This window comes from Anaerobacillus sp. CMMVII (assembly GCF_025377685.1).
GTDB lineage: Bacteria > Bacillota > Bacilli > Bacillales > Anaerobacillaceae > Anaerobacillus.
The window spans coordinates 13771-33665 of the sequence record NZ_JACEHK010000012.1; the positions used below are offsets into that span (position 1 = coordinate 13771).

Sequence of the window (19895 nt, forward strand, 5' to 3'; positions counted from 1 at the left end):
ATCCCCCTTATCTTAGGTACATTTGTAGGCTTGTTTCACTTTATGCTTGTACGATTAGATTTAGACCACTTGTCCTTTATTACTCCGTGGTTACTTTATCGTCATCCTCATCTTCTTCACCCAAAAAGTCCTCTTCGCTTATAGTATCAGGTGCAGCTAATTCAATAACAAGATAGTCACCTTCGTTTAACTTACGATTTGCAGGTATACTCTGTTTTACAACGAAACCAGTTCCTATGAAATTAGCATTTAAATCTAAAAGATGAGCTAGTTTCATTACATCACGTAAGGACCAACCTACAATATCGGGCATGGTAAAGGAAGTTCCTTCTGTTTGCAAAATTATTTTCTCACCGGGTAAAAGCATCGTTCCACTAGTCGGGACTTGAGATACAATTTTAGTTCCTGAACCAACGATATGAACATCTAAACCTATAGCTGCCAATTCAGATCTACTACTAACAACATCCTTGCCCGTAAAATCTACAATAAGGGACCCTTCATCGATATACCCACCATTACTCGAATGAGCATTTGGAGAGATATTTAAATATTGAAGACTATGCTTCATCACCGATGTGAAGATTTGTGAAACCGGAGCTGAACCTTGTTCATAAAGCTCAATTTTTGGACGATCTACAGCAACATAAACAATAAGCTGTGGGTTAGATTTAGGGGCAACGCCGATAAATGAATAAATATATTGCCCATGGCCACTTAGATAGCCTGGTCCTTCCGGATTTGATATTTCAGCAGTACCAGTTTTACCTGCTATTTCAAATCCTTCAATATAATACGGCTTACCTGTTCCTGCAGGTGAGGTAACAACAGTCTCCATTAATTCCAATACTTTTTCTGCTGTTTTAATTGATATAGGTTCACCTACAATCGTTGGTTCAGTGGTTTTTACCAATTCGCCTGTATGTGGATTAACGATGCTGTTAATGATATAAGGTTTCATCATTTTACCGCCATTTGCTATAGCAGTGGCAGCTTGAATTTGTTGAATTGGTGTAATCGCTGACCCTTGCCCAAATGCTGTTGTAGCCGCATCAATTAAGTACGAATCAGCAATTAAACTACTAGCTTCATTAGGAAGATCAATTCCTGTTGGATTTCGAAACCCGAATCGGTCTAAGTAATCGTATAAACGTTCGGGTCCTAACCTCTCCATAGCTAAAATTGAGAAAGCAACATTCGAAGAACGTTGAAAACCTTCATCAAATGGGATTTTGCCCCAACCTAAACCTTGATTATGGTCACGTACTCTACGTCCACCGATTTGATAACTACCAGATTGAAAGAGTTCTTCGCCATTGTATACTCCTTCCTCAATTGCTGCTGCTAGCGAGAATATTTTCATTGTAGAACCAGGCTCAAAGCGAGATGAGACTGCAAAATTCGTATAATTTGTTATTTCTTCATAAAAATTTGGATTAAAGCTTGGTCTGTTACTCATTGCTAGAATTTCACCCGTTTTTGGATCTGCAACAATTGCCATCATACGTTCTGGTTTATAACGCTCGTCTACTTGCGACATGACCTGCTCAAGAGCCATTTGGATGTTCGCATCAAGGGTTAAATAAACATCAAATCCATTTTTCGGCATTTCAATGGTTTCTTCAATATTTGGAAGTTTAATTCTTTTACGGTCACTTAAATATTGAACAAAACCATCTTCTTTTTCTAACAGTTCATTTAAACTACTCTCAAGTCCCATCCTTGCTTTAGACATATCTCGTTCAGTATAACCAATGACGTGTGAGGCAAAAGTTTGTTTAGGATAATAACGTCGGGGCTCTTTTCTAAACGTAATTCCTTTAAGTTCTAGGTCTTCAATTTCTCGTTTTTTCTCTAAACTTAAATTTTTTGTCCCTATACCTAATTCTACTTGGAAACGACCATCTACCGAAAGTAGCCTCTCTAAATCTTCAGCACTTCTTTCAACAATAGGTGCTAATTTCTCTGCTGTTACTTTTGGGTCCTCAACACGATTCCTAGAGTCTTTATCTAATATCGCAACAAGTGTGTATGATGGAATTTCTTCAGCAAGTGCGTCACCAAATCGATCATAAATTGTCCCACGTTTTCCTTCAACAATCTGTTTTGTTGTCCAGCGGTTTTCGGCGATTGTTTGGAGCTCCTGCCCGTTCACACTCTTATTCACCTGTATATACCCAATTCTAGTAAATAATAAAGAAAATAGTAAAATAAATACACCAAGTAACACCACTGCTCTAACATTCATTTTATTAAATTTAAAAGTAGCCAAGATGATCACCTATTATATGTGAAAAACTAGTCCAAATTTGAACTAGTTTTGCACAACCTTTACATTTTTATCGTTCAACGTCATCCCAAGCTGTTCTGTTGCAATTTGTAGTATCCGATCAGGCGCAGAAAGTTCAGTTACTTGCAACTGTAGTGCTTCATTATTCGTAACTTGGTTGTTAATTGAGCGTTCTAGGGCATGAATTTCACTATTTGTTATGTAGATAGAAGCATAGGTTGAAATGATTAAATAGGCAGCAAAGGCAACTCCAATAATCGTTGTGAAGTACAAAAACTTTTCACCGCTTGTAATCCGACTTTTAACTCTTGGATCTTTTTGTTTGCTCGTAGTAATATCATGATTTGAATTCTCTCTAGCTGTCTTGCAAGATTGCTCATTCAATCAAACCTCCTTTTGTTTTTCAGCAATTCGTAGTTTTGCAGAGCGCGACCGCTTATTTGCATCTACCTCATCATCCGACGGTACAATCGGTTTTCTTGTAATTAATTTTAGGATAGGTTCGTATCCTTCAGGAATTACTGGCATATTCCTTGGGATTTCAGGACCAGTACTAGCTTCCTTAAAAACACTTTTACAAATACGATCTTCTAGCGAGTGGAACGTTATGACAGCAATTCGACCACCAACTTTGGTAATCTCAATAGCCCCTTTAACGGCATCCTCAAACGCTTGAAGTTCATCATTGACAGCGATACGTATCGCCTGAAATGTTCGTTTTGCAGGATGTCCACCCGTTCTCCTTGCCGGAGCCGGAATGGCGTCTTTAATAATTTCAACCAATTCCCCTGTCGTTTCAATACGCTTATGATTTCGATAAGCTTCTATTTTCCGGGCAATTTGTTTTGCAAAACGCTCCTCACCATATTTGGAAATAATCCGCATTAGTTCATGAAAAGACCACTCATTAACTATTTCTTCTGCGGTTAGTGGTGAAGATTGATCCATTCGCATGTCCAATGGAGCATCATGATTATAGCTAAAACCTCGATCTGCTTCATCTAGTTGTGGAGATGATACTCCCAGATCAAAAAGTACACCATCTACACGTTCAACACCACGCTGATTTAATTCATGAACTAAATAACGAAAATTACTTTTAATAATGGTAAATCGACCTTCGTATTCTGACAACTTTTCTTTCGCATGCATAATAGCAATGTCGTCTTGATCAAAGCATATAAATGTCCCTCGGTTGATAATTGCGACAAGATTAATTCTGAGTGGCCTGCCCCCCCAAGAGTACAGTCTACATAAATGCCATCTCGCTTAATATTTAATCCAGCTACGGATTCTTCCTTTAAAACTGTAATGTGATCGAACATAATAAACACCTTCTTATGGATATGTACTTTTTCTATGTTGCAACAAATGAGAGCTGTTTATCCTACATTGACCAATTTGTTTACTAATCAAATACACGAACCCTCGATTATCGAAAAACTTATAAATCAAAATCAACAATTCCTTCTGCAATTTCACTAAAGGAATCTTCAGATTGAGCAAAGTACTCCTCCCAAGTGGACTTACTCCATACCTCCACACGATTGGAAACACCAATGACAACACATTCCTTCTCCAAACTTGCATATTGACGCAATGGCTGTGAAACAAGAATTCTTCCTTGTTTATCTAATTCACATTCCGTTGCTCCTGAAAAGAAAAAGCGTGTAAAAGCTCTAGCATCTTTTTTTGTAAACGGTAAAGCTTTTAATTTCTGTTCTAATAGCTTCCATTCACTTTCAGGATAAACGAATAAACACTGATCTAATCCTCTTGTAATCACAAAGTTAGGGCCTAATTCTTCACGAAATTTGGCAGGAATGATCATCCTTCCTTTTTCATCAATCGTATGATGATATTCCCCCATAAACATGTGAAGTTCCCCCTCTCCCCCACTTTATACATTTAAATACCACATTCCCCCACTTTCTACCACTCAATTTTTAAAATTCTTGGTAATAAAAAAAAATCCTGCAATCATAACAGGATTTTTTTCGGCATTATTTATTAATGATTAAAATTAGTCTCGTTATTTGTCAATTTAAATAAACTAGTTTGTGGTTATCGTTTAACTCAAATGGTAGTTCCGCTAACTTAACAACAAAATCCAAACCATAGTCATTTAAGTATCTAACGATATTCAGACTCCGTTCCTGGAGTCCACCAATTGGACGAATATTGGCTTCAATAAGGTCAAATTTTAACCATTGGTGATCATAGTTTTGTCGAACACTTTTTTCTACTTTTTGTGCTAAAAACGCAATTTCCTTTTTAATGATTTGTTCATTTTTATGCGCAAGCTGTTCTAAACCTTTATCATATTGAATAACAAGGTCTCGTAGAGGTCTGTGGGCTTTCTCCACCTCACTTAAGACTTTCTGAACCGTTTCATCAATACTAGCCTTTTTCTCCCAAAACTCTATATTTCTCCGGATATTACCAAGCCCTTCACTTACGACACCAGCGACAGCTGAACCATCTTCGTTAAGCCATTTGGCAATCTGAGGCTCTACAAGAGTTATTGAAAGTCTAGGTACTACAGGTGGAACTTTATACCCAAATAAATGAAATACCTTCTTTAAAGAAGCCCAGTAAGCTATTTCGCCCGGACCGGCTACAAAAGCCAATACAGGTAATAAAAACTCCTGCATCAGAGGTCTTGTCACAACATTATTGCTAAAATTCTCTGGTTCTTGTTCAATTAAAGACAGTAATTCTTCTTTTGTAAATGAACACAACTGTTGTTTATCTATATATAAACCTTGATTATTTCGTTCTAACAGTAGTCTTGTCCCCTGAAAATGATAAAAAAGATGTGCATTGTTTTCAGTACGTTCGATAGGCTCACCATAATCATTGTCCACCAGAGAATCTGCAGTATCGAGAAAACAATCATTTACTAAACGATTGTTTTCAACAAGCTCTTTTAAAAAAGGAATTTCCAACGTCCTAACCTGTTTATGATGAGAATTGATCAAGACAATCCCACTACGCTTAAATAGTTTGTGGATTAAAGAACTAAAGAAATCAACATAGGTTTCACTTGTTAAAATAGAATCATTTATTTCCTTTAACAATCCACCTGTATTTTTTGATTCGTTACTATCAACCATGACGTTTAAAACTAGATCCTTGATCGCTTCTTTATCTAACTCAAGGTCAGATACAGATCTTTTTCGGTTATTTTCTTGATTAACCCTACGCTTTTGAAGCTTCCCTGACCCAACACTATAGATATGGTTAATCTCATCAAAATCATGATCTTCACCAGCAATCCAAAACACAGGAACTACAGGTACAGATAACTTAGCTTCTTGGATTTTTGCTAGCTTTAAAATTGTAATTATTTTATGTATTGTATAAAGAGGACCGGTTAAAACTCCCGCCTGCTGGCCACCTACTACAGCAACTGCATTCTCATCTAATAACTTTTCAATGTTCGTTACAGTTTCAGAAGAACAATGATATTTCTTATTATATTCTAATAAATGTTCAGTAAGAGCCTCTCTTTGAAAACTTCGTTGCTTCAATTCCATTTGGCGCTCAAAGTAATGCCCTTGATTTTTATAAGAATAATCAAAAAATGTTTGTAGAGGTTGAACGCTATTTAGGTAATCCTTCATTAATTTTGAGTGATTTAATTGACATTCTTCTAGTAACAATCTGCATACACCTCCCCTTGAAAATCTTTTCCTGAAATAATTTAGAGTATAGCAGACTCAGTACATTTTCGCCAATGATTAACATTATCTATGTAACTAGATAAATACTAATAAACAATCCATATGCACTTAGTACTAAATAAAAAATAACAAACAAGAGAAAATTAAACCTCCAAATACCTTTCAGCAATTTTCCAAATTGAATATCATCTGAAACCTTCCAATGAATAATTGTAAAAATCATCGCTACGATAAGGATAAATATAATAATTACCCACAATAAAGATTTAGACCATATTTCATACGCGATAAAATATACTGCGATTATAAAAAAACATGCTGAGACATCAACGGCTAGTTTCAGTGATTTCTTTTTATTTTTCGTTGTCTTAACAGTAATAATATAAATAATGTAAAACGTAAAAATCGGTAGCGTTACAAAAGTCGCTACTAACCAAGCCAAAGCTTCACTCACCTTATTTCCTCCTTCCTTTGATATTCTAAGCCCTTTATACTATTATAAATAAATTGATTTAAGGGAAGTTCTTTATTCTGCAAAGCCGCTTTATCTAAGATATATCCCGTAATCGCTTCTATTTCAGTTTCTCTTTTCGCTTCAATGTCGCTAAGCATTGAGGAGCGATTTTGAGAAGTTTTCTTACACACCTCGATGATACGTTGCCATTCTAAGTCGTTACAACTAAAAACCGAGGAAATTTCCTCAAAAATTTTACGCATCAGTTGGAAATAATAAGGATTAGTCAGCAACTCACCATTTGTCACTTTAAAAATAGCTGTGAGTGGATTGACTACACCATTAACAACTAATTTTTTTCCCATGATCTCTAACCAACTTTTATAAACAGCGACTGAAAATCAACAGCATTTAGCTTGTCCCATATAATTTGTGAGAACTCCCCTTTTTGATAAAAGCCAATTTTCATTTCACCAACACCAGTATGAGAAACAGAAGTTTGTGCTTCCTTCATAGCACCATGTTCTACAATCGCTACTAAGAGGTTATCAACTTTCTCACGAAATTTCTCTAATTCGCTTAGATGCCCCATTCCATTTTGCATAAAAATAATCGAGTTTATGTTTCCAGGAAGTAATAGTAACTTCGGAACTAGTTGTTTTAGATGGTATTGTTTTACAGCAATAAAAAGATAATCTGCAGATAATTGATTTAAATCAGCAAAGGGCTCACTTTTGACAGGTAGATGATAATCAATGAAGTTACTTCGTAAAGTTAAACCAAGAACATTTAATTGATCCGCCTGCTCTTTTGTATTCGTATAAACGGTTACATCAAAATTCGCTCTACACAAATATCCAGCTAAAAGCAAACCGACGGCTCCCCCACCTATAATCCCTACTCTTTTCAAGAAAACTCCACCTTTATTTTATAGGATTGTATAAATAGCATAAGTTCTTTTCTCTCAACTAGATAAGTAAACACTTATTCTCTTTGTAGGTATAAATGACCACATTTAAATATTAGCATATGCAAAGCGAAGAAACCCAACAAAAATGTAATAATTCCCTCTAAATAAAATATATTTTTCAAAAAATTAAAATTTATTGATATCTCCGCTCTGAATTTATAGTAAAATAAAGAGGACAAGAATTTTTAAAAAATATAAATAGCGATCTTACGGAGGTATGGTTATGGAACACTTTGAGGTTAAACGTTTACTTGTTAATTATAAGACTCTAGAAGAATTTGAAAAGTTTCGCGAATACGGCTCACAAGAATTATCAATGAAGGAGGATTTACGCGCAAATATCATTGAGGATGATAGCGAATCTCCTTTTTACGGTATTTATTACGGAAACTCCCTTGTAGCTAGGATGAGTTTATATCGAATTGATAAAAAATACGACGTTTACTTTGAACCTCCACAAGATTATTTTGAGCTTTGGAAACTCGAAGTTCTTGAGCCATATCGTGGGAAAGGTCTAGGTGAAGCACTGGTTAATTTGCAAAGAGCTTTAAATTACCTGTTAAAACAAATGCTCGCCAACGTTCAGATGATTTTTGGACAAAAATGGCTTTAACGCATTAACATATCATCAAGAAAGAGATCGTGGAGAGAACCCTTATGTATGGTTCCCAGAAGGCGTTAGTGAGAAAGAGTAACATATATTTTTGAAAATTAACAAAGGATCGGCCCATAATGGTGCCGATCCTTCTTACTATTTTGTTTGTGTATTAGTATAGTAGACCTTTTTAAAAACTTCAATTTAATATTATCCTTTAGCTACTGACATTTGCTTCGCTCGATCCATAATATCAATAAGTAGTTTATAATCTTGTTTCATTACATCGTATTTGTTTGCAGAGCTGAAAGTTCCTTTACAAGCTTGTTATTTTCATTCGTAACTTGTTCAAGCTTTTCTGTTAGTTCTTTATTTTTATCAACTAAATTCTCATTTAGGCTAAGCGCTTCTTTTTGCGAAGCCAAAAATTCTATAACTTTATCTATCGTTAACTGCTCAGTGTCCTGTACATCTTGTTTTACAATTTCAAGCGTTGGTTTGATCTCTTCAGCTATCTCATTTGAGAGTTCAACTGGTGATCCATTCGTAGCATCATCTAACTTCGTTTTCTTTAAATTTTTCCGCTGTTTTTTCGCGATAGCGATTGCAGCTTCGTATTTTTTACGAATTGTTGAATTCCATCTAAACCCACAGGCTGCCGAAGTTCTTGACAAACGTTCCCCAACTTCATCAAATGCAGCTAATTGCGTACTTCCTTCTCGTATGTGCCTTAAAACAACCTCCGCTAACACTAAATCCTCATCATTAGTCCAAGCATCTTGACGAACGATAGACATCTAATCCCTCCAATAAAAATCCTTTTTTACTATCTTTATGGCAATTACTAGAAAAGATAGACTCTTTTGATCTATTAAGGAATTATTACCTAATTAATACGATTTATTCAGTCCAAGTTCGCTCGTCCTAATTTAGGATTTTCACTTAGTCATAAAGCGCTTCACAGCTTCATCATGTTCTGGGCTTTCCCATAAGGTAGAACAATCTTCTATTTCATCTAGTACTCGTTTGTACATAACTTCTTGATCATATTGCGCTAAAAACCGTTGCTTGTATGCCAGTAAAACTCCAAGAGGTTGCCTCGTAAACAAGGAGAGCCACCCCTCAAATTCCTCTCTACTATAAATATTTTGTATGTAACCTTTTTCACACCTTCAACTTCGTCAATTAATTCCGCTGATAATAACATTTGAAGTGCGTCTTGTTTATTGACCTCTCCATTAAATAGGTAGATCCTCCCCATCCAGTTGTAATACCAAGCCTCCCTTGAATAAAACCGATTTTTAGCTTCTTTTCTGCAATTCGAAAATCACACGCAGTAGCAATTTCACAACCCCCTCCGACTGTAGTGCCGTTTAAGTAAGCAACTGTCGGTTTAGAAAAGAAAAAGAGTTTATGGAGAACTTTAGCCATCTTGAGAAGCATCTCTTTTGCTTCTCCTTTGGTATGTATATGATGAAAAATAGACAGATCACCACCAGAACAAAACGCATCGGTACCTGCACCTGTTAAAACAACAATTTTCACATCGTTTCTAGATTTGACAATATCTAATTTTTCATTTAATAGGTCAATGACATCGTAATCACTGCGTTTCTTTTTTCCGGTCGATTAAATGTAATCCACGCTTGTTCTTTATGAATTGTTAATTGAACCTTGTCCATCCTTATCCACACCTCAATATCAGATTTTTCTAATTATACATCAAAAAACAATATAAAATGTAGATTTAAATAGATAGAGCTTTCACATAGTTTAACAAACAATTAAGTCAACGAAAGGCCTGTCTTTGTTCAACCAAAATATAAGAAAATAAGGAACATATTAATTATTAATGAGTGAATAGTTTGGTATCAAAAACTTCACGCAAAGCGTGAAGAACCAAGCATCGCTTGGTTACGACCTAAAAGCTATTAACGACAATCTTTTAGAAAGGCTGTTTTCGCGAAGTTTGTTGCTTTCTTAAAATCACAAGATTTCACTACTTATTTAGTAAGTAGTGCTCTTTTCTAACTTAATTTATTGGGTGATATCTTCATCCTAAGGAATTTATCAAATTATTTTAGGTTAAAAAGCAACAAGTTTTTTTGTGCGACGAGTAACCGCAGGAGCAATGTTTTAGAAAAGAGAGTTCAAAAAAGAAAAACAGGAAGGGGTTACCTTCCTGTTTTTCTCAAAAATATTACTTACTTACTTACTACTTCATTTCCTTTATAAGACCCACACTCTTTACATACGCGGTGAGCAAGTTTTAATTCGCCGCACTCTGGGCATTTTACCATTCCTGGTACCTCTAACTTAAAGTGTGTACGACGCTTGTTTTTACGAGTTTTTGACGTTCTACGAAAAGGTACTGCCATGATTCCCACCTCCTTCAACTGTGATAAAATATGTTAAAATGAAGGCCGGAATTGCCGGATACTTACATTTTTAAACACATTACTTGTCATCAAAGAACTTAGCTAAATCCGCTAAACGCGGATCAATGCGTTCTTTTTTGTTTCTTCTGTCAATAATTCCCAATCATTACCCTTAGGGGGAGCTTCACCTTCTATCCCTTCACAAAAAATTTGCATAGGAATTTCTAATAGGATAGCCTGTTTAATATAAGGGAGTAACTCCACTGTATCGTTCTCAGGTTCATGTATTTCATCATCATGATCATCAAACCCTATCCAATCATGGAGTTTAAACGTTTCCGCTGTTTGAACTTGAAAAGGAAATGATACATCTACAAGTGTTCTTGAACAAGGTAAAGTCATTTCTCCATCTACATCAAGTAAAAATGTTACCGAATGGTTTGAAAAACTTGCCTCACCTGTGACATGTACTTGTGAAATATCTCGGATTTCTTGGTTAACTTTTTTAATTCACTTACGTCAACCATTTCATCAATTTTTATTCCCTTACTCTTAAGCGTATTTAGTTGCTGAACTGACCATTTCATTGTTTTCACCTCAAGACAACAAAGGTAATTATAGCCTTCGAATAATATTTTGTCAACCTTTCTTCTTTACACTATTTCTCTTTATTTATGATGTTAATTACGAATTCTTATTCAAATATTAATAAATAAAGTTTAGCCGAGCACAAGTTATGGGCATATTTAAGCTAGATAAAATGAATTCTACCATATTACTATTATAAATTGAAATAGATTTATTAGACTTTCACCTAGTTATTTTTGTATAATTTTCTTCATAATAAAAGTTGGAAGGAGCAAGAAATGAATATTACAGGCATTGTAGTAGAATATAATCCTTTTCATAATGGACATGCCCTTCATGTAAACGAATCGAAAAAACAGACAAACGCAGATCTTGTTGTTGCTGTGATGAGTGGTAACTTTTTACAGCGAGGCGAACCAGCATTAGTTTCAAAATGGTCTCGAACGAAGATGGCCCTGGCAACTGGAGTTGATATTGTCTTAGAATTGCCCTATGTTTTTGCAACGCAACAAGCAGAAGTATTTGCTCAAGGGGCAATCTCGATCCTAGATAATTTTGGAGTGAACTCGATTTGTTTCGGTAGCGAAGCAGGAGATATCGAACAATTTCAACAGCTTGTATCTTTTTTAGATGAAAATGAAACTTCCTATACCATATTCCTCCAAGATGCCTTAAAAGATGGCTACAGTTATCCAAAAGCATTAGCTTTAGCATTCAAAAAATTAGAAAATAGTGAAACCGTCTTGGATTTATCAAAGCCCAATAACATTTTAGGCTATCATTATATGAAAGCAATCTATAAAATCGGTTCTAAAATAAAGCCTTTTACAATACAACGAACAACCGCACAATATCACGATAAAAACATCTCTAACGAAACGATAGCAAGTGCTACAAGTATTAGAGAGTCTTTGATTAAGCAGAAGAACGACTTAGAGGCAATCAAACATGTTGTTCCCCAATACACCTATCAGGAACTTCTAAGCTACAAAGTTAAATTTGGTAGCTTCCAACACTGGGAACGTTTATTTCCATTTTTAAAGTACAAAGTCTTAACAGCTTCTGTCGAACAGTTAGCAGCTGTCTATGAGGCTGAAGAAGGACTTGAAAATCGTATTTTGCAGGCTATTAAAGATACATCCTCTTTTCAAGAACTAATGGAAAAACTAAAAACAAAGAGATACACTTGGACAAGATTGCAGAGATTTTGTTTACACATCTTAACAAACACTACAAAAGTCGAGATGCAACATCTAACTTATGCACCCTATATCCGAGTATTAGGTATGACAAAACAAGGTCGAGAGTATATCAATCATTTTAAAAAGGAAATGGAAATTCCCCTTATCTCTACGGTATCAAAACACAAGCATCCGTATCTTGATATCGAAAAAAGGGTCGCAACCTGCTATTCACTAGGTTATGACCCAATCATTCAAAATAAGTTGATAAAAGAGGAATATTCGCACCCACCAATTCTTCTGTAAGGTTTGTGTGTTGATAATTAGTAATTAATAATTATTAATTACTAATTATCAATTATTTTGGTTCTAGGCTTTCTAAAAACTCAAGTGCTTGTTCAAATGTATCAATGGGAATGATTTTCATAGTTGTTTTCAACGATTTGACCACTTCTACTGCATCTAGATAATTGGATGTGGGAGAACCAAATTCATTAGGCGCAAGGAAATACTCAGCGCCTGCACGATTTGCTGCAATGACCTTTTGTTTTACTCCACCAATACGGCCAACCTCACCTTCTTCATTTAAGGACCCTGTTCCAGCAATTGCGTAACCTTTACTAATATCTGTCTCAATCAGCTGATTATAAATCTCCAAACTAAACATTAATCCTGCTGAGGGACCTCCTATTTTATTTGTATCAATAGTAATTTTAGGATTAACAGTAAGCTCACGCTTAGTTACAGGTTGTGTGATGCCAATACCTACCTTCTCTCCAGAAGGATCTATTTCTGTAGGAAATGACGTCACATAAAGGTCGACCTCTTTATTAGCACCATCACGAAAAATAGTTAACGTAACTAGATCATCTTTTTGCTTATCTCCAACTTGTGCTAATAACTCATCGACAGTTGTAATTTCCTTTTGGTCAACAGCAATAATTAAATCGCCTAACTCCAACAAATCAAAAGCTGGCATGTTTTCAATTTTCCCTGTAACTATCACACCGAAATTAGTATAGTAAGCTTCTTTACCTGCTTTGTTATAAGCAACAAGCGTAGCTATATCTTGTGATGAACTCATCATCATTAGTTGACGGTGATGATATTCTTCATCAGTTTCACCGCTACGTCGAACGAATTCTTCATGTATAAGCTCTCTTTGATCACTCCATTTAGCCCAAAGATAATTGATGACATTTGCCTTCCCCATTCTAACGGTTGTTAACATAAATCTTCCCTTATCTTCATAACCACCATCTACTTCAATCACAGAGTCTAATACTTGAGCATCACCTGGTTTCGTAAAATAGTAAGGTAATTGATAAAAGTTAATTATGAGAACAAAAACAATTAGGACAATCCATCGTTTTTTTAGTGATGGAAATTTTTGCGTCGTTGCCATTTCACTTCTCCTTCCAATTCTTTAACAAGAGCTGAATTTCTGGTAACTTTTCTTGTGCTGCATCTTCACCCTGCTGAATTATTTTTTCAATAGATTTAAAAGCTGTAGAACTATGATGATTTATTATTGGTTTTATCATAATATCACTTTCTATTTCGCGATGGCGAATCATTTCTCTCTCCATTATGTCCATGCTTTGCATGATGACATCAAAAATCGAATTAATCTGAGGCTCGACTTCAAAGTAGGACACATCAACAGCAATGACGATGTCAGCGTCCATTTTTTTCACCTCTGAGACTGGAACACGATCAATGACTGCTCCATCAACTAAAAGTGTATCTCCAACCTTTTCAGGAACAAAAATACCTGGAATAGAGATACTAGCTCTTACCGCCGTAGAAATGTCTCCTTCTTTAAAAACGACTTTTTCTCCTTTTAATAGGTCTGTGGCAACAATCGTGAGAACAGGAGTTAAATCTTCAATTTTTTTATTCTTCGTTAATATTCTAATAAGTTGTTTCACTTTTTCCCCTAGAATAAATCCCATCTTTGGAACAGTAAAATCTAAATAATATTTCCTTTGAAAGTGGATTGCCATCTTTATCATTTGTTCTGGTGTATAACCTACACCATAAAAAGCTCCTACGAGAGCCCCCATACTACTACCAGCAATATAATGTATCGGTATATTTGCCTCTTCGAGAACTTTTATTACACCAATGTGAGCAAATCCCCTTGCTCCACCAGAACCTAAAGCTAAACCAATCTTCGGTCCGTCCACAGCTCTCCCTCCAATGATTTCATGAAATGATCATAAAAAACTCCTTACGAGCAGTTTCCTCTTCATAAAATCATATGGTCTAATTTGATCCTGTATACGTATATTGAATAGTAGGACATGTATCTATACATAAATTCTCAAGGGGGCAAGGCCATTGAACGCCTCAAAATTAAAAACAATTATTCTTGCATTTTGCGCAACTACTATGGCTGCTTCGTTAATGGTTTTTCCAAAGGAATCCTTTGAAGCTTCAATGCGCGGACTTACGATGTGGTGGGATGTTGTATTCCCCTCTTTATTACCTTTCTTTATTGTTTCAGAATTTTTAATTGGATTTGGAGTGGTGAGCTTTCTTGGGAGCCTATTAGAACCTCTCATGCGTCCTCTTTTCCGAGTACCAGGAGTAGGTGGATTTGTTTGGGCAATGGGCCTAGCATCAGGATATCCTGCTGGAGCCAAACTGACAGCAAGATTAAGACAAGAAAATAAGTTAACAGCGATTGAGGCCGAGCGACTAGTATCATTCACCAATTCATCAAATCCTCTATTTATTTTTGGAGCTATTGCAGTAGGCTTTTTTCATAATCCTGCACTTGGCATTGTTTTCGCATTGTCACACTATTTAGGTAATATTTGTGTCGGATTGCTCATGAGATTCCATGGGAGGACAAAGGAAGAAACGAATCATAAAGACAACAAAAATAAACTCTCTTTGAGAGCGGCTCTTCATATGCTTCATCAAGAACGCCTAAAAGACGGCAGACCAATTGGAAAAATATTAGGTGATGCGGTTCAATCATCTGTCTCTACTTTACTAATGATCGGTGGATTTATTATTTTATTCTCAGTTCTAAATCGCTTACTAAGCTTATTAGACATTACAACGTTTTTATCATTATTTGTAACAATTATTCTAGCATTTTTCCAGATACCAAATGAGTTAAGTTTACCTCTCTTGTCTGGTATTTTTGAAATCACGTTAGGTAGTCAAATGGCGAGTCAAACTAGCGCTGCATCACTCTTTCAACAGGTCGTGATAACTAGTTTCATTTTAGCTTTTAGCGGTTTCTCTGTTCAGGCTCAAGTAGCTAGTATTCTCGCTGAAACAGATATTAGATTTAAACCATTTTTTATTGCAAGAATATTCCATGGTGTATTTGCCGCTTGCCTAACGGTTCTATTATGGAAACCCTTATATGTAAATCAACAATTGAGCGTTGATAACAACAATGCTATCCCCGTTTTCTTACAGGCTCAAACCTATAGCATATTTGAACAACTTTGGAATTCTCTAATTAGATTTGGTCCAATGATAACCCTTGTAACATTGATGGTTTATATCGTTCTAACTTTTAAAAAGTTTTCTGGATAAGAATACCTGCCCTGACAAAAGCTACTGACCTCGTTCAAACATGTGTTACTTCTAGAGTTACTACATGCAACTTTGCCTTGAGTGCTTGCACTAATCATCAAGTACTAAAATGGTTATGCACTCTTATCTAAAGGCTCTTTTCGTAACATTGTGCAATTTTAAAGAAATCAGGCGCATAAACAGATATTTTTCCCAGTTAAACAAATCGTAAGTTAGAAAAGATGCCCCGAGACCTAAGTGGTTCAAGTTCATTACTTATTAATTGAAAAACAACAATCTATGCGAAAAATAAGGCATGCTAGAAAGAGGTCGACAAATTGTCCACCTCTTTGTTTTTTACTTTAACTTAGAAAACTTTACTTTTAAGGCATTCTCGACTACTTCTGGTACGAGATCTCCTACAGGGGCATTGTATTTTGCTATTTCTTTAACAATACTAGAACTTAAATAAGAGAATTTATTGTTAGTCATCATAAAAAACGTTTCAACATCTTCATCAAGCTTCCGATTTATCGAAGCCATTTGCATTTCATATTCAAAATCAGAAACAGCTCTTAGCCCCTTGATGATTGCACTTGCCTCTTTTTCTCTAACATAGTCAATTAACAAGCCATTAAAATTGTCGATTTCAACATTAGGTAAATCTTTTGTAACTTCTTTAAGTAAAGAGACTCTTTCTTCAACTGTAAAAAGTGGTTGTTTACTACGATTATTTAATACTGCAACAATCACTTTATCAAAAACCTTTGCTCCTCTAGTAATAATATCAATGTGCCCTAATGTAACTGGGTCAAAACTTCCTGGGCAAACTGCAATACTAGCCATTGTAATCCCCCTTTTATGTAATGTTGAATGGAAAATGATTAACTTAGAATTTTTTGTAAGATAAGCTTCGAAGTTTTACTTGAAAGCATTTTACATTCTACATTAATTTATAAATTGACACCGCTGTATCACCATACTGCTCTCGTCTTTCACAAGTGATTAGTTCAATAGTCTCAGCTAAGGTAAGCGAAGCATCATGTTCAGCTACAATTACGCCTTGTTCGCTTAGCAACTGATTGCGAGATATAAAAGCGATTTCCTCCTCAAGTTGCTGCTTTGCGTAAGGTGGATCTAGAAATATACAATCAAATGTAAGCTCTCTTTTCACAATGGCTTTTAAGGCTCTTCTTGAATCATTGCGATACACCTCCGCTTGAGCTTCGAAGCGACAGGCTTTTAGATTAAGCTGGACAATTTCTATCGCTTTAGGATTTTGATCAACAAAAACCACTCTTTCCATTCCTCTACTTATCGCTTCAATACCTAGACCACCACTACCTGCATATAAGTCTAATGCTTGTCCACCAATAAAATATGGACCTATGATATTAAAAATTGACTCTTTTACTTTATCTGTAGTAGGTCGGGTCGTTTGACCTGGTACTGCTTTTAATGGTCTTCCTTTACACGTACCTGATATTACTCTCATTTCTTTTTCACTCACCCTTATTTTAGAAAAGGCCCGGTTTTAATACCATCCTCTTTCAAAAAATTTAAACTATGACATAGTTATTTGACAATATCTTTTCCTATCCTACCATAAAAGATGAAAAAGCTTAACTATTTACCATTAATTGTTCGATAAATCAATGAATTTCATAATTCATTATTATCGCTACTAAGTTCTAAATGTAGGTGCGTAGAAACCATTCGCAACTGCATTTAGACTGATATAGGTCGATTAAGGTAATTATGACATTCGTTCAAATAAATAGAAAATTCTAAATAAGATAGCTGATGTATAGAACAAGTCGCAATGGTGATAATAAAAATAGCAACATGAATATCTCGTGTTGCTGACAACCGCGGAGAAGGCTTACGTTTCCCCATAAGTTCTTCCTCCGGTTTCTCCTCTCCCATAGCCTTGTGCAAAAACGGAAAATGAAACTTTTTTGTTTTTGCCATTAGGCACCTCGTAGGTAAACCTACGAGGATTTTTTCTTTTATTATCATCTTTTCTGAGAGATTTGCTTTCAGTTTTTTTGTCGTAGCCAAACTTGTATGGCTCTCACGCTTAGCGTGAAGCTTTTATGGAAAAATGACAAGATCTATCAAGGTCATAGGGTATCTTTTCTAACATCGAAGGTTGTAAACGCAGAAATATCGAATATTTTATTGAATTACCACAAAGCCAAAATGTTAAAAAGAGCCTTAAATAGAAAAGACTAACCATTTGTAACACATATGGTCAGCCTTGTTTTATAGTTAAATACCCATTTTATAATCATATTCTTTTGCTTTATCTGGACGTGCATTTTGAAATTCTGTTTTTAAATAAGGACGCATTGATTTGCTAACTAATTTAACATAATGCAATGATTCAAGACGTTCAATCGTATCGTCAATGGTTGATTCATCACAATATAAGACAACGTATTTCATTCGCTTTGATGCATAATGAACATTGCCGTATTTCCTCATTTGTCTTACATATTTTAAAGAATGAAGCCATACTGCTAGACCGATACGGTTTCCTATCATTTCCATTTTCTCCTTTTTTCTCACATTAACCAATTTCAGTCTAACATGAGGTACCTAATACTTCAATAATATCTTCTAAAATACTAGGTATAAACAAATAATATCTTGGGAATTTCCCCTTTAAGTGGATTACCTATTTATTTACAACCGCAGCCGCCACCTGAAGCACAGCCACCACTGCATGACATTGAGTCAAAAAACGGATTACCCGTTGGGACTTTTATGGTTTTAGAAACTGAATGAGCAACAATCAAACTAACTTCATTTAATAGTTCCTCTAGTTCCTTTTCTGATTTCTTAAATAGCGCAATTGGCTCATATAAGTCTAATTTACGCTTTAACTCTCGCACTTCCTTCGAAACACGACTGTAATCCGGGTGATATTTACCGAATCTCTGAACTTCTTCAAATTCATCTTTTCGCTTATTGAACTCCCAAATCATTTCTTGTGCATCAATATCTCTTCGGAGAGCGCTTTTAGCAGCTTCATATTGCTTAAATTGCTGTGACTGTATAATCATTTCTGCTAAAGTAAATGATTGTGCAAGAATGTCTGTTTGCGTAACAGTTGTCATCATAGTAACCCTCCTCAAGTAATAAATTATAACATGTTCATTTCCAGATTGCGAGTTTTGACGCTACTATAATTTAATACTTGCCTCTGATATAAGCGAGCAATCCGCTCGTTTTTTTAGATCTTGCATTAATTGTATTAGTGCTTCGTCTTTCATTTTTGCCTCAATCATAACATCAACATGATCAACGGTTCCTTTAATATCGTTTAAAAAGCTCATAAGTCTGGTAACATCAATGAAGTCATGATGACGTTTATCATCTTTCCCTTCTTTCGGAGATGAAACATGAATTTTCACCGGGAGTGGGCTATGATTCCACGTTTGCACAACACGTCCCCATATATCTTGTAGCGAATAGTCTTCTGGATGATGAATGTCATGATGGTGAATATCGAAAACAACAGGGATCTGAAGCTTTTCTCCTAAATATAAAACATCTTCTATGTGGAACACGGTATCATCATTTTCTAAAATCAGCATCTGTTGAAGTACTTTTGGGATTTTTTCGAAATTTTCCACAAAATCCTCTAAACCATTAACAACTCCATTTTGGCTCCACCGACATGAAGAACACATCGATGTCTTGGATCAATCCCCATGCCACTCAATAACTTATAATGATATAGGAGCGTATGTAAGGAGCGATTTAATAACTCCTCATCTAAATTGTTTAAGACTACAAAATGGTCGGGATGAAATCCAACACGCATTTGATGTTTTGAAATAAATTCCCCGATTTCTTTAACAATGAGGAAATTGCTTCCTCGTACTTCCAACCAACAGTATGCGGATGGTTAACCAACGGTACTAGTTTAGAGGAAAGTCGAAAAAACGTAATGTCATGGGCTAAGTTATGCTTCAAAAGTCGGTAGCAATTTTCTAAATTGGATACCGCTATCCTTTCTAACCTTCTAATTGCAGCTTCTTTGTCTTGAATTTGCTCAAATTGTTTTACAGTCATTGTTTGCGAAGGTGAAGCATTTTTTAAATGCACACTCATTGCAACATATCCAAACCTAACTATCATAAGCTTGATCCTCTCTAATATTTTTGATTTGGCTATTTTCTAAAGATTGGTGTAATGACAAAAC

The 19895-nt window shown here is 35.4% G+C and carries 20 protein-coding genes and 5 pseudogenes; 3 read left to right on the forward strand and 22 right to left on the reverse strand.

Annotated features, from left to right (window positions below):
* Window positions 1–79: 79 nt before the first annotated feature.
* The 8 genes and pseudogenes from H1D32_RS16105 to H1D32_RS16140 form a co-directional block, all read right to left on the reverse strand.
* Window positions 80–2272 carry a penicillin-binding protein gene (locus tag H1D32_RS16105; protein ID WP_314733429.1) on the reverse strand — a complete coding sequence of 731 codons (2193 nt, stop codon included), beginning with the start codon at window positions 2270–2272 and terminating at the stop codon, window positions 80–82.
* 42 nt (window positions 2273–2314) lie between these two features.
* Entirely contained in the window at window positions 2315–2674 is a 360-nt protein-coding gene (gene ftsL, locus H1D32_RS16110) for a cell division protein FtsL (RefSeq protein ID WP_261179308.1), read from the reverse strand.
* A pseudogene (gene rsmH, locus H1D32_RS16115) lies at window positions 2675–3615 on the reverse strand (16S rRNA (cytosine(1402)-N(4))-methyltransferase RsmH).
* A gap of 119 nt (window positions 3616–3734) precedes the next feature.
* Entirely contained in the window at window positions 3735–4166 is a 432-nt protein-coding gene (gene mraZ / locus H1D32_RS16120) for a division/cell wall cluster transcriptional repressor MraZ (protein ID WP_261179309.1), read from the reverse strand.
* Between the two features lie 163 nt (window positions 4167–4329).
* Entirely contained in the window at window positions 4330–5955 is a 1626-nt protein-coding gene (gene bshC / locus H1D32_RS16125) for a bacillithiol biosynthesis cysteine-adding enzyme BshC (RefSeq protein WP_261179310.1), read from the reverse strand.
* An 88-nt stretch (window positions 5956–6043) separates the two neighbouring features.
* Complete coding sequence (locus H1D32_RS16130) at window positions 6044–6430, reverse strand: DUF3397 domain-containing protein (RefSeq protein ID WP_261179311.1); 387 nt, start codon at window positions 6428–6430, stop codon at window positions 6044–6046.
* Window positions 6427–6795, reverse strand: coding sequence for a ketopantoate reductase C-terminal domain-containing protein (locus H1D32_RS16135; RefSeq protein ID WP_261179312.1), 369 nt, complete (start codon window positions 6793–6795; stop codon window positions 6427–6429). The genes H1D32_RS16130 and H1D32_RS16135 overlap by 4 nt, the downstream gene beginning before the upstream one ends.
* Window positions 6796–6800: 5 nt before the next feature.
* Window positions 6801–7340: a 2-dehydropantoate 2-reductase N-terminal domain-containing protein gene (locus tag H1D32_RS16140; protein ID WP_261179313.1), complete on the reverse strand. Its 540-nt coding sequence runs from the start codon at window positions 7338–7340 to the stop codon at window positions 6801–6803.
* Window positions 7341–7623: 283 nt separating this feature from the next.
* Here H1D32_RS16140 and H1D32_RS16145 point away from each other — a divergent pair.
* A pseudogene (locus H1D32_RS16145) lies at window positions 7624–8095 on the forward strand (N-acetyltransferase).
* A 110-nt stretch (window positions 8096–8205) separates the two neighbouring features.
* On the opposite strand, the pseudogene H1D32_RS25050 reads toward H1D32_RS16145, so the two are convergent.
* From H1D32_RS25050 to H1D32_RS16170, 5 genes and pseudogenes are all read right to left on the reverse strand, one after another.
* Window positions 8206–8792 (reverse strand): annotated as a pseudogene (locus H1D32_RS25050) (RsfA family transcriptional regulator).
* A 141-nt stretch (window positions 8793–8933) separates the two neighbouring features.
* Complete coding sequence (locus tag H1D32_RS16155; protein ID WP_261179314.1) at window positions 8934–9104, reverse strand: hypothetical protein; 171 nt, start codon at window positions 9102–9104, stop codon at window positions 8934–8936.
* Window positions 9105–9180: 76 nt separating this feature from the next.
* Window positions 9181–9540: an enoyl-CoA hydratase/isomerase family protein gene (locus H1D32_RS16160; protein WP_261179315.1), complete on the reverse strand. Its 360-nt coding sequence runs from the start codon at window positions 9538–9540 to the stop codon at window positions 9181–9183.
* 659 nt (window positions 9541–10199) lie between these two features.
* Window positions 10200–10373 carry a 50S ribosomal protein L32 gene (rpmF, locus tag H1D32_RS16165; RefSeq protein WP_071309869.1) on the reverse strand — a complete coding sequence of 58 codons (174 nt, stop codon included), beginning with the start codon at window positions 10371–10373 and terminating at the stop codon, window positions 10200–10202.
* A 79-nt stretch (window positions 10374–10452) separates the two neighbouring features.
* Window positions 10453–10960 (reverse strand): annotated as a pseudogene (locus tag H1D32_RS16170) (YceD family protein).
* A 279-nt stretch (window positions 10961–11239) separates the two neighbouring features.
* On the opposite strand from H1D32_RS16170, the gene H1D32_RS16175 reads away from it, so the two are divergent.
* Window positions 11240–12448, forward strand: coding sequence for a nucleotidyltransferase (locus H1D32_RS16175; protein ID WP_261179316.1), 1209 nt, complete (start codon window positions 11240–11242; stop codon window positions 12446–12448).
* A 52-nt stretch (window positions 12449–12500) separates the two neighbouring features.
* On the opposite strand, the gene H1D32_RS16180 is transcribed toward H1D32_RS16175, so the two are convergent.
* Together H1D32_RS16180 and H1D32_RS16185 are read right to left on the reverse strand one after the other, a co-directional pair.
* Entirely contained in the window at window positions 12501–13547 is a 1047-nt protein-coding gene (locus H1D32_RS16180; RefSeq protein WP_261179317.1) for a SepM family pheromone-processing serine protease, read from the reverse strand.
* A gap of 1 nt (window position 13548) precedes the next feature.
* Window positions 13549–14331, reverse strand: coding sequence for a patatin-like phospholipase family protein (locus H1D32_RS16185; RefSeq protein ID WP_261179318.1), 783 nt, complete (start codon window positions 14329–14331; stop codon window positions 13549–13551).
* A gap of 154 nt (window positions 14332–14485) precedes the next feature.
* Between H1D32_RS16185 and ylbJ the strand changes: the two genes are divergently transcribed.
* Window positions 14486–15703: a sporulation integral membrane protein YlbJ gene (gene ylbJ, locus H1D32_RS16190; protein ID WP_261179319.1), complete on the forward strand. Its 1218-nt coding sequence runs from the start codon at window positions 14486–14488 to the stop codon at window positions 15701–15703.
* A gap of 336 nt (window positions 15704–16039) precedes the next feature.
* Here ylbJ and coaD read toward each other — a convergent pair whose 3' ends face one another.
* The 7 genes and pseudogenes from coaD to H1D32_RS25485 all read right to left on the reverse strand — a co-directional run bounded on the left by coaD (window position 16040) and on the right by H1D32_RS25485 (window position 19831).
* Window positions 16040–16528: a pantetheine-phosphate adenylyltransferase gene (gene coaD, locus H1D32_RS16195; RefSeq protein WP_261179320.1), complete on the reverse strand. Its 489-nt coding sequence runs from the start codon at window positions 16526–16528 to the stop codon at window positions 16040–16042.
* A gap of 97 nt (window positions 16529–16625) precedes the next feature.
* Window positions 16626–17177, reverse strand: coding sequence for a 16S rRNA (guanine(966)-N(2))-methyltransferase RsmD (gene rsmD / locus H1D32_RS16200; protein ID WP_261179321.1), 552 nt, complete (start codon window positions 17175–17177; stop codon window positions 16626–16628).
* 233 nt (window positions 17178–17410) lie between these two features.
* Window positions 17411–17653 (reverse strand): hypothetical protein, encoded by a 243-nt coding sequence (locus tag H1D32_RS16205; protein ID WP_261179322.1) that lies wholly within the window; start codon window positions 17651–17653, stop codon window positions 17411–17413.
* Between the two features lie 300 nt (window positions 17654–17953).
* The gene (locus H1D32_RS16210; RefSeq protein ID WP_261179323.1) at window positions 17954–18229 is read right to left on the reverse strand and encodes a YlbG family protein; all 276 of its coding nucleotides are present in this window, start codon (window positions 18227–18229) and stop codon (window positions 17954–17956) included.
* 137 nt (window positions 18230–18366) lie between these two features.
* Window positions 18367–18807, reverse strand: a complete 441-nt coding sequence (locus H1D32_RS16215) for a YlbF/YmcA family competence regulator (protein ID WP_261179324.1) — start codon at window positions 18805–18807, stop codon at window positions 18367–18369.
* 63 nt (window positions 18808–18870) lie between these two features.
* Window positions 18871–19323 carry a hypothetical protein gene (locus H1D32_RS25480; protein ID WP_396126223.1) on the reverse strand — a complete coding sequence of 151 codons (453 nt, stop codon included), beginning with the start codon at window positions 19321–19323 and terminating at the stop codon, window positions 18871–18873.
* Between the two features lie 8 nt (window positions 19324–19331).
* Window positions 19332–19831: pseudogene (locus tag H1D32_RS25485) on the reverse strand (hypothetical protein).
* Between the last annotated feature and the right edge of the window lie 64 nt (window positions 19832–19895).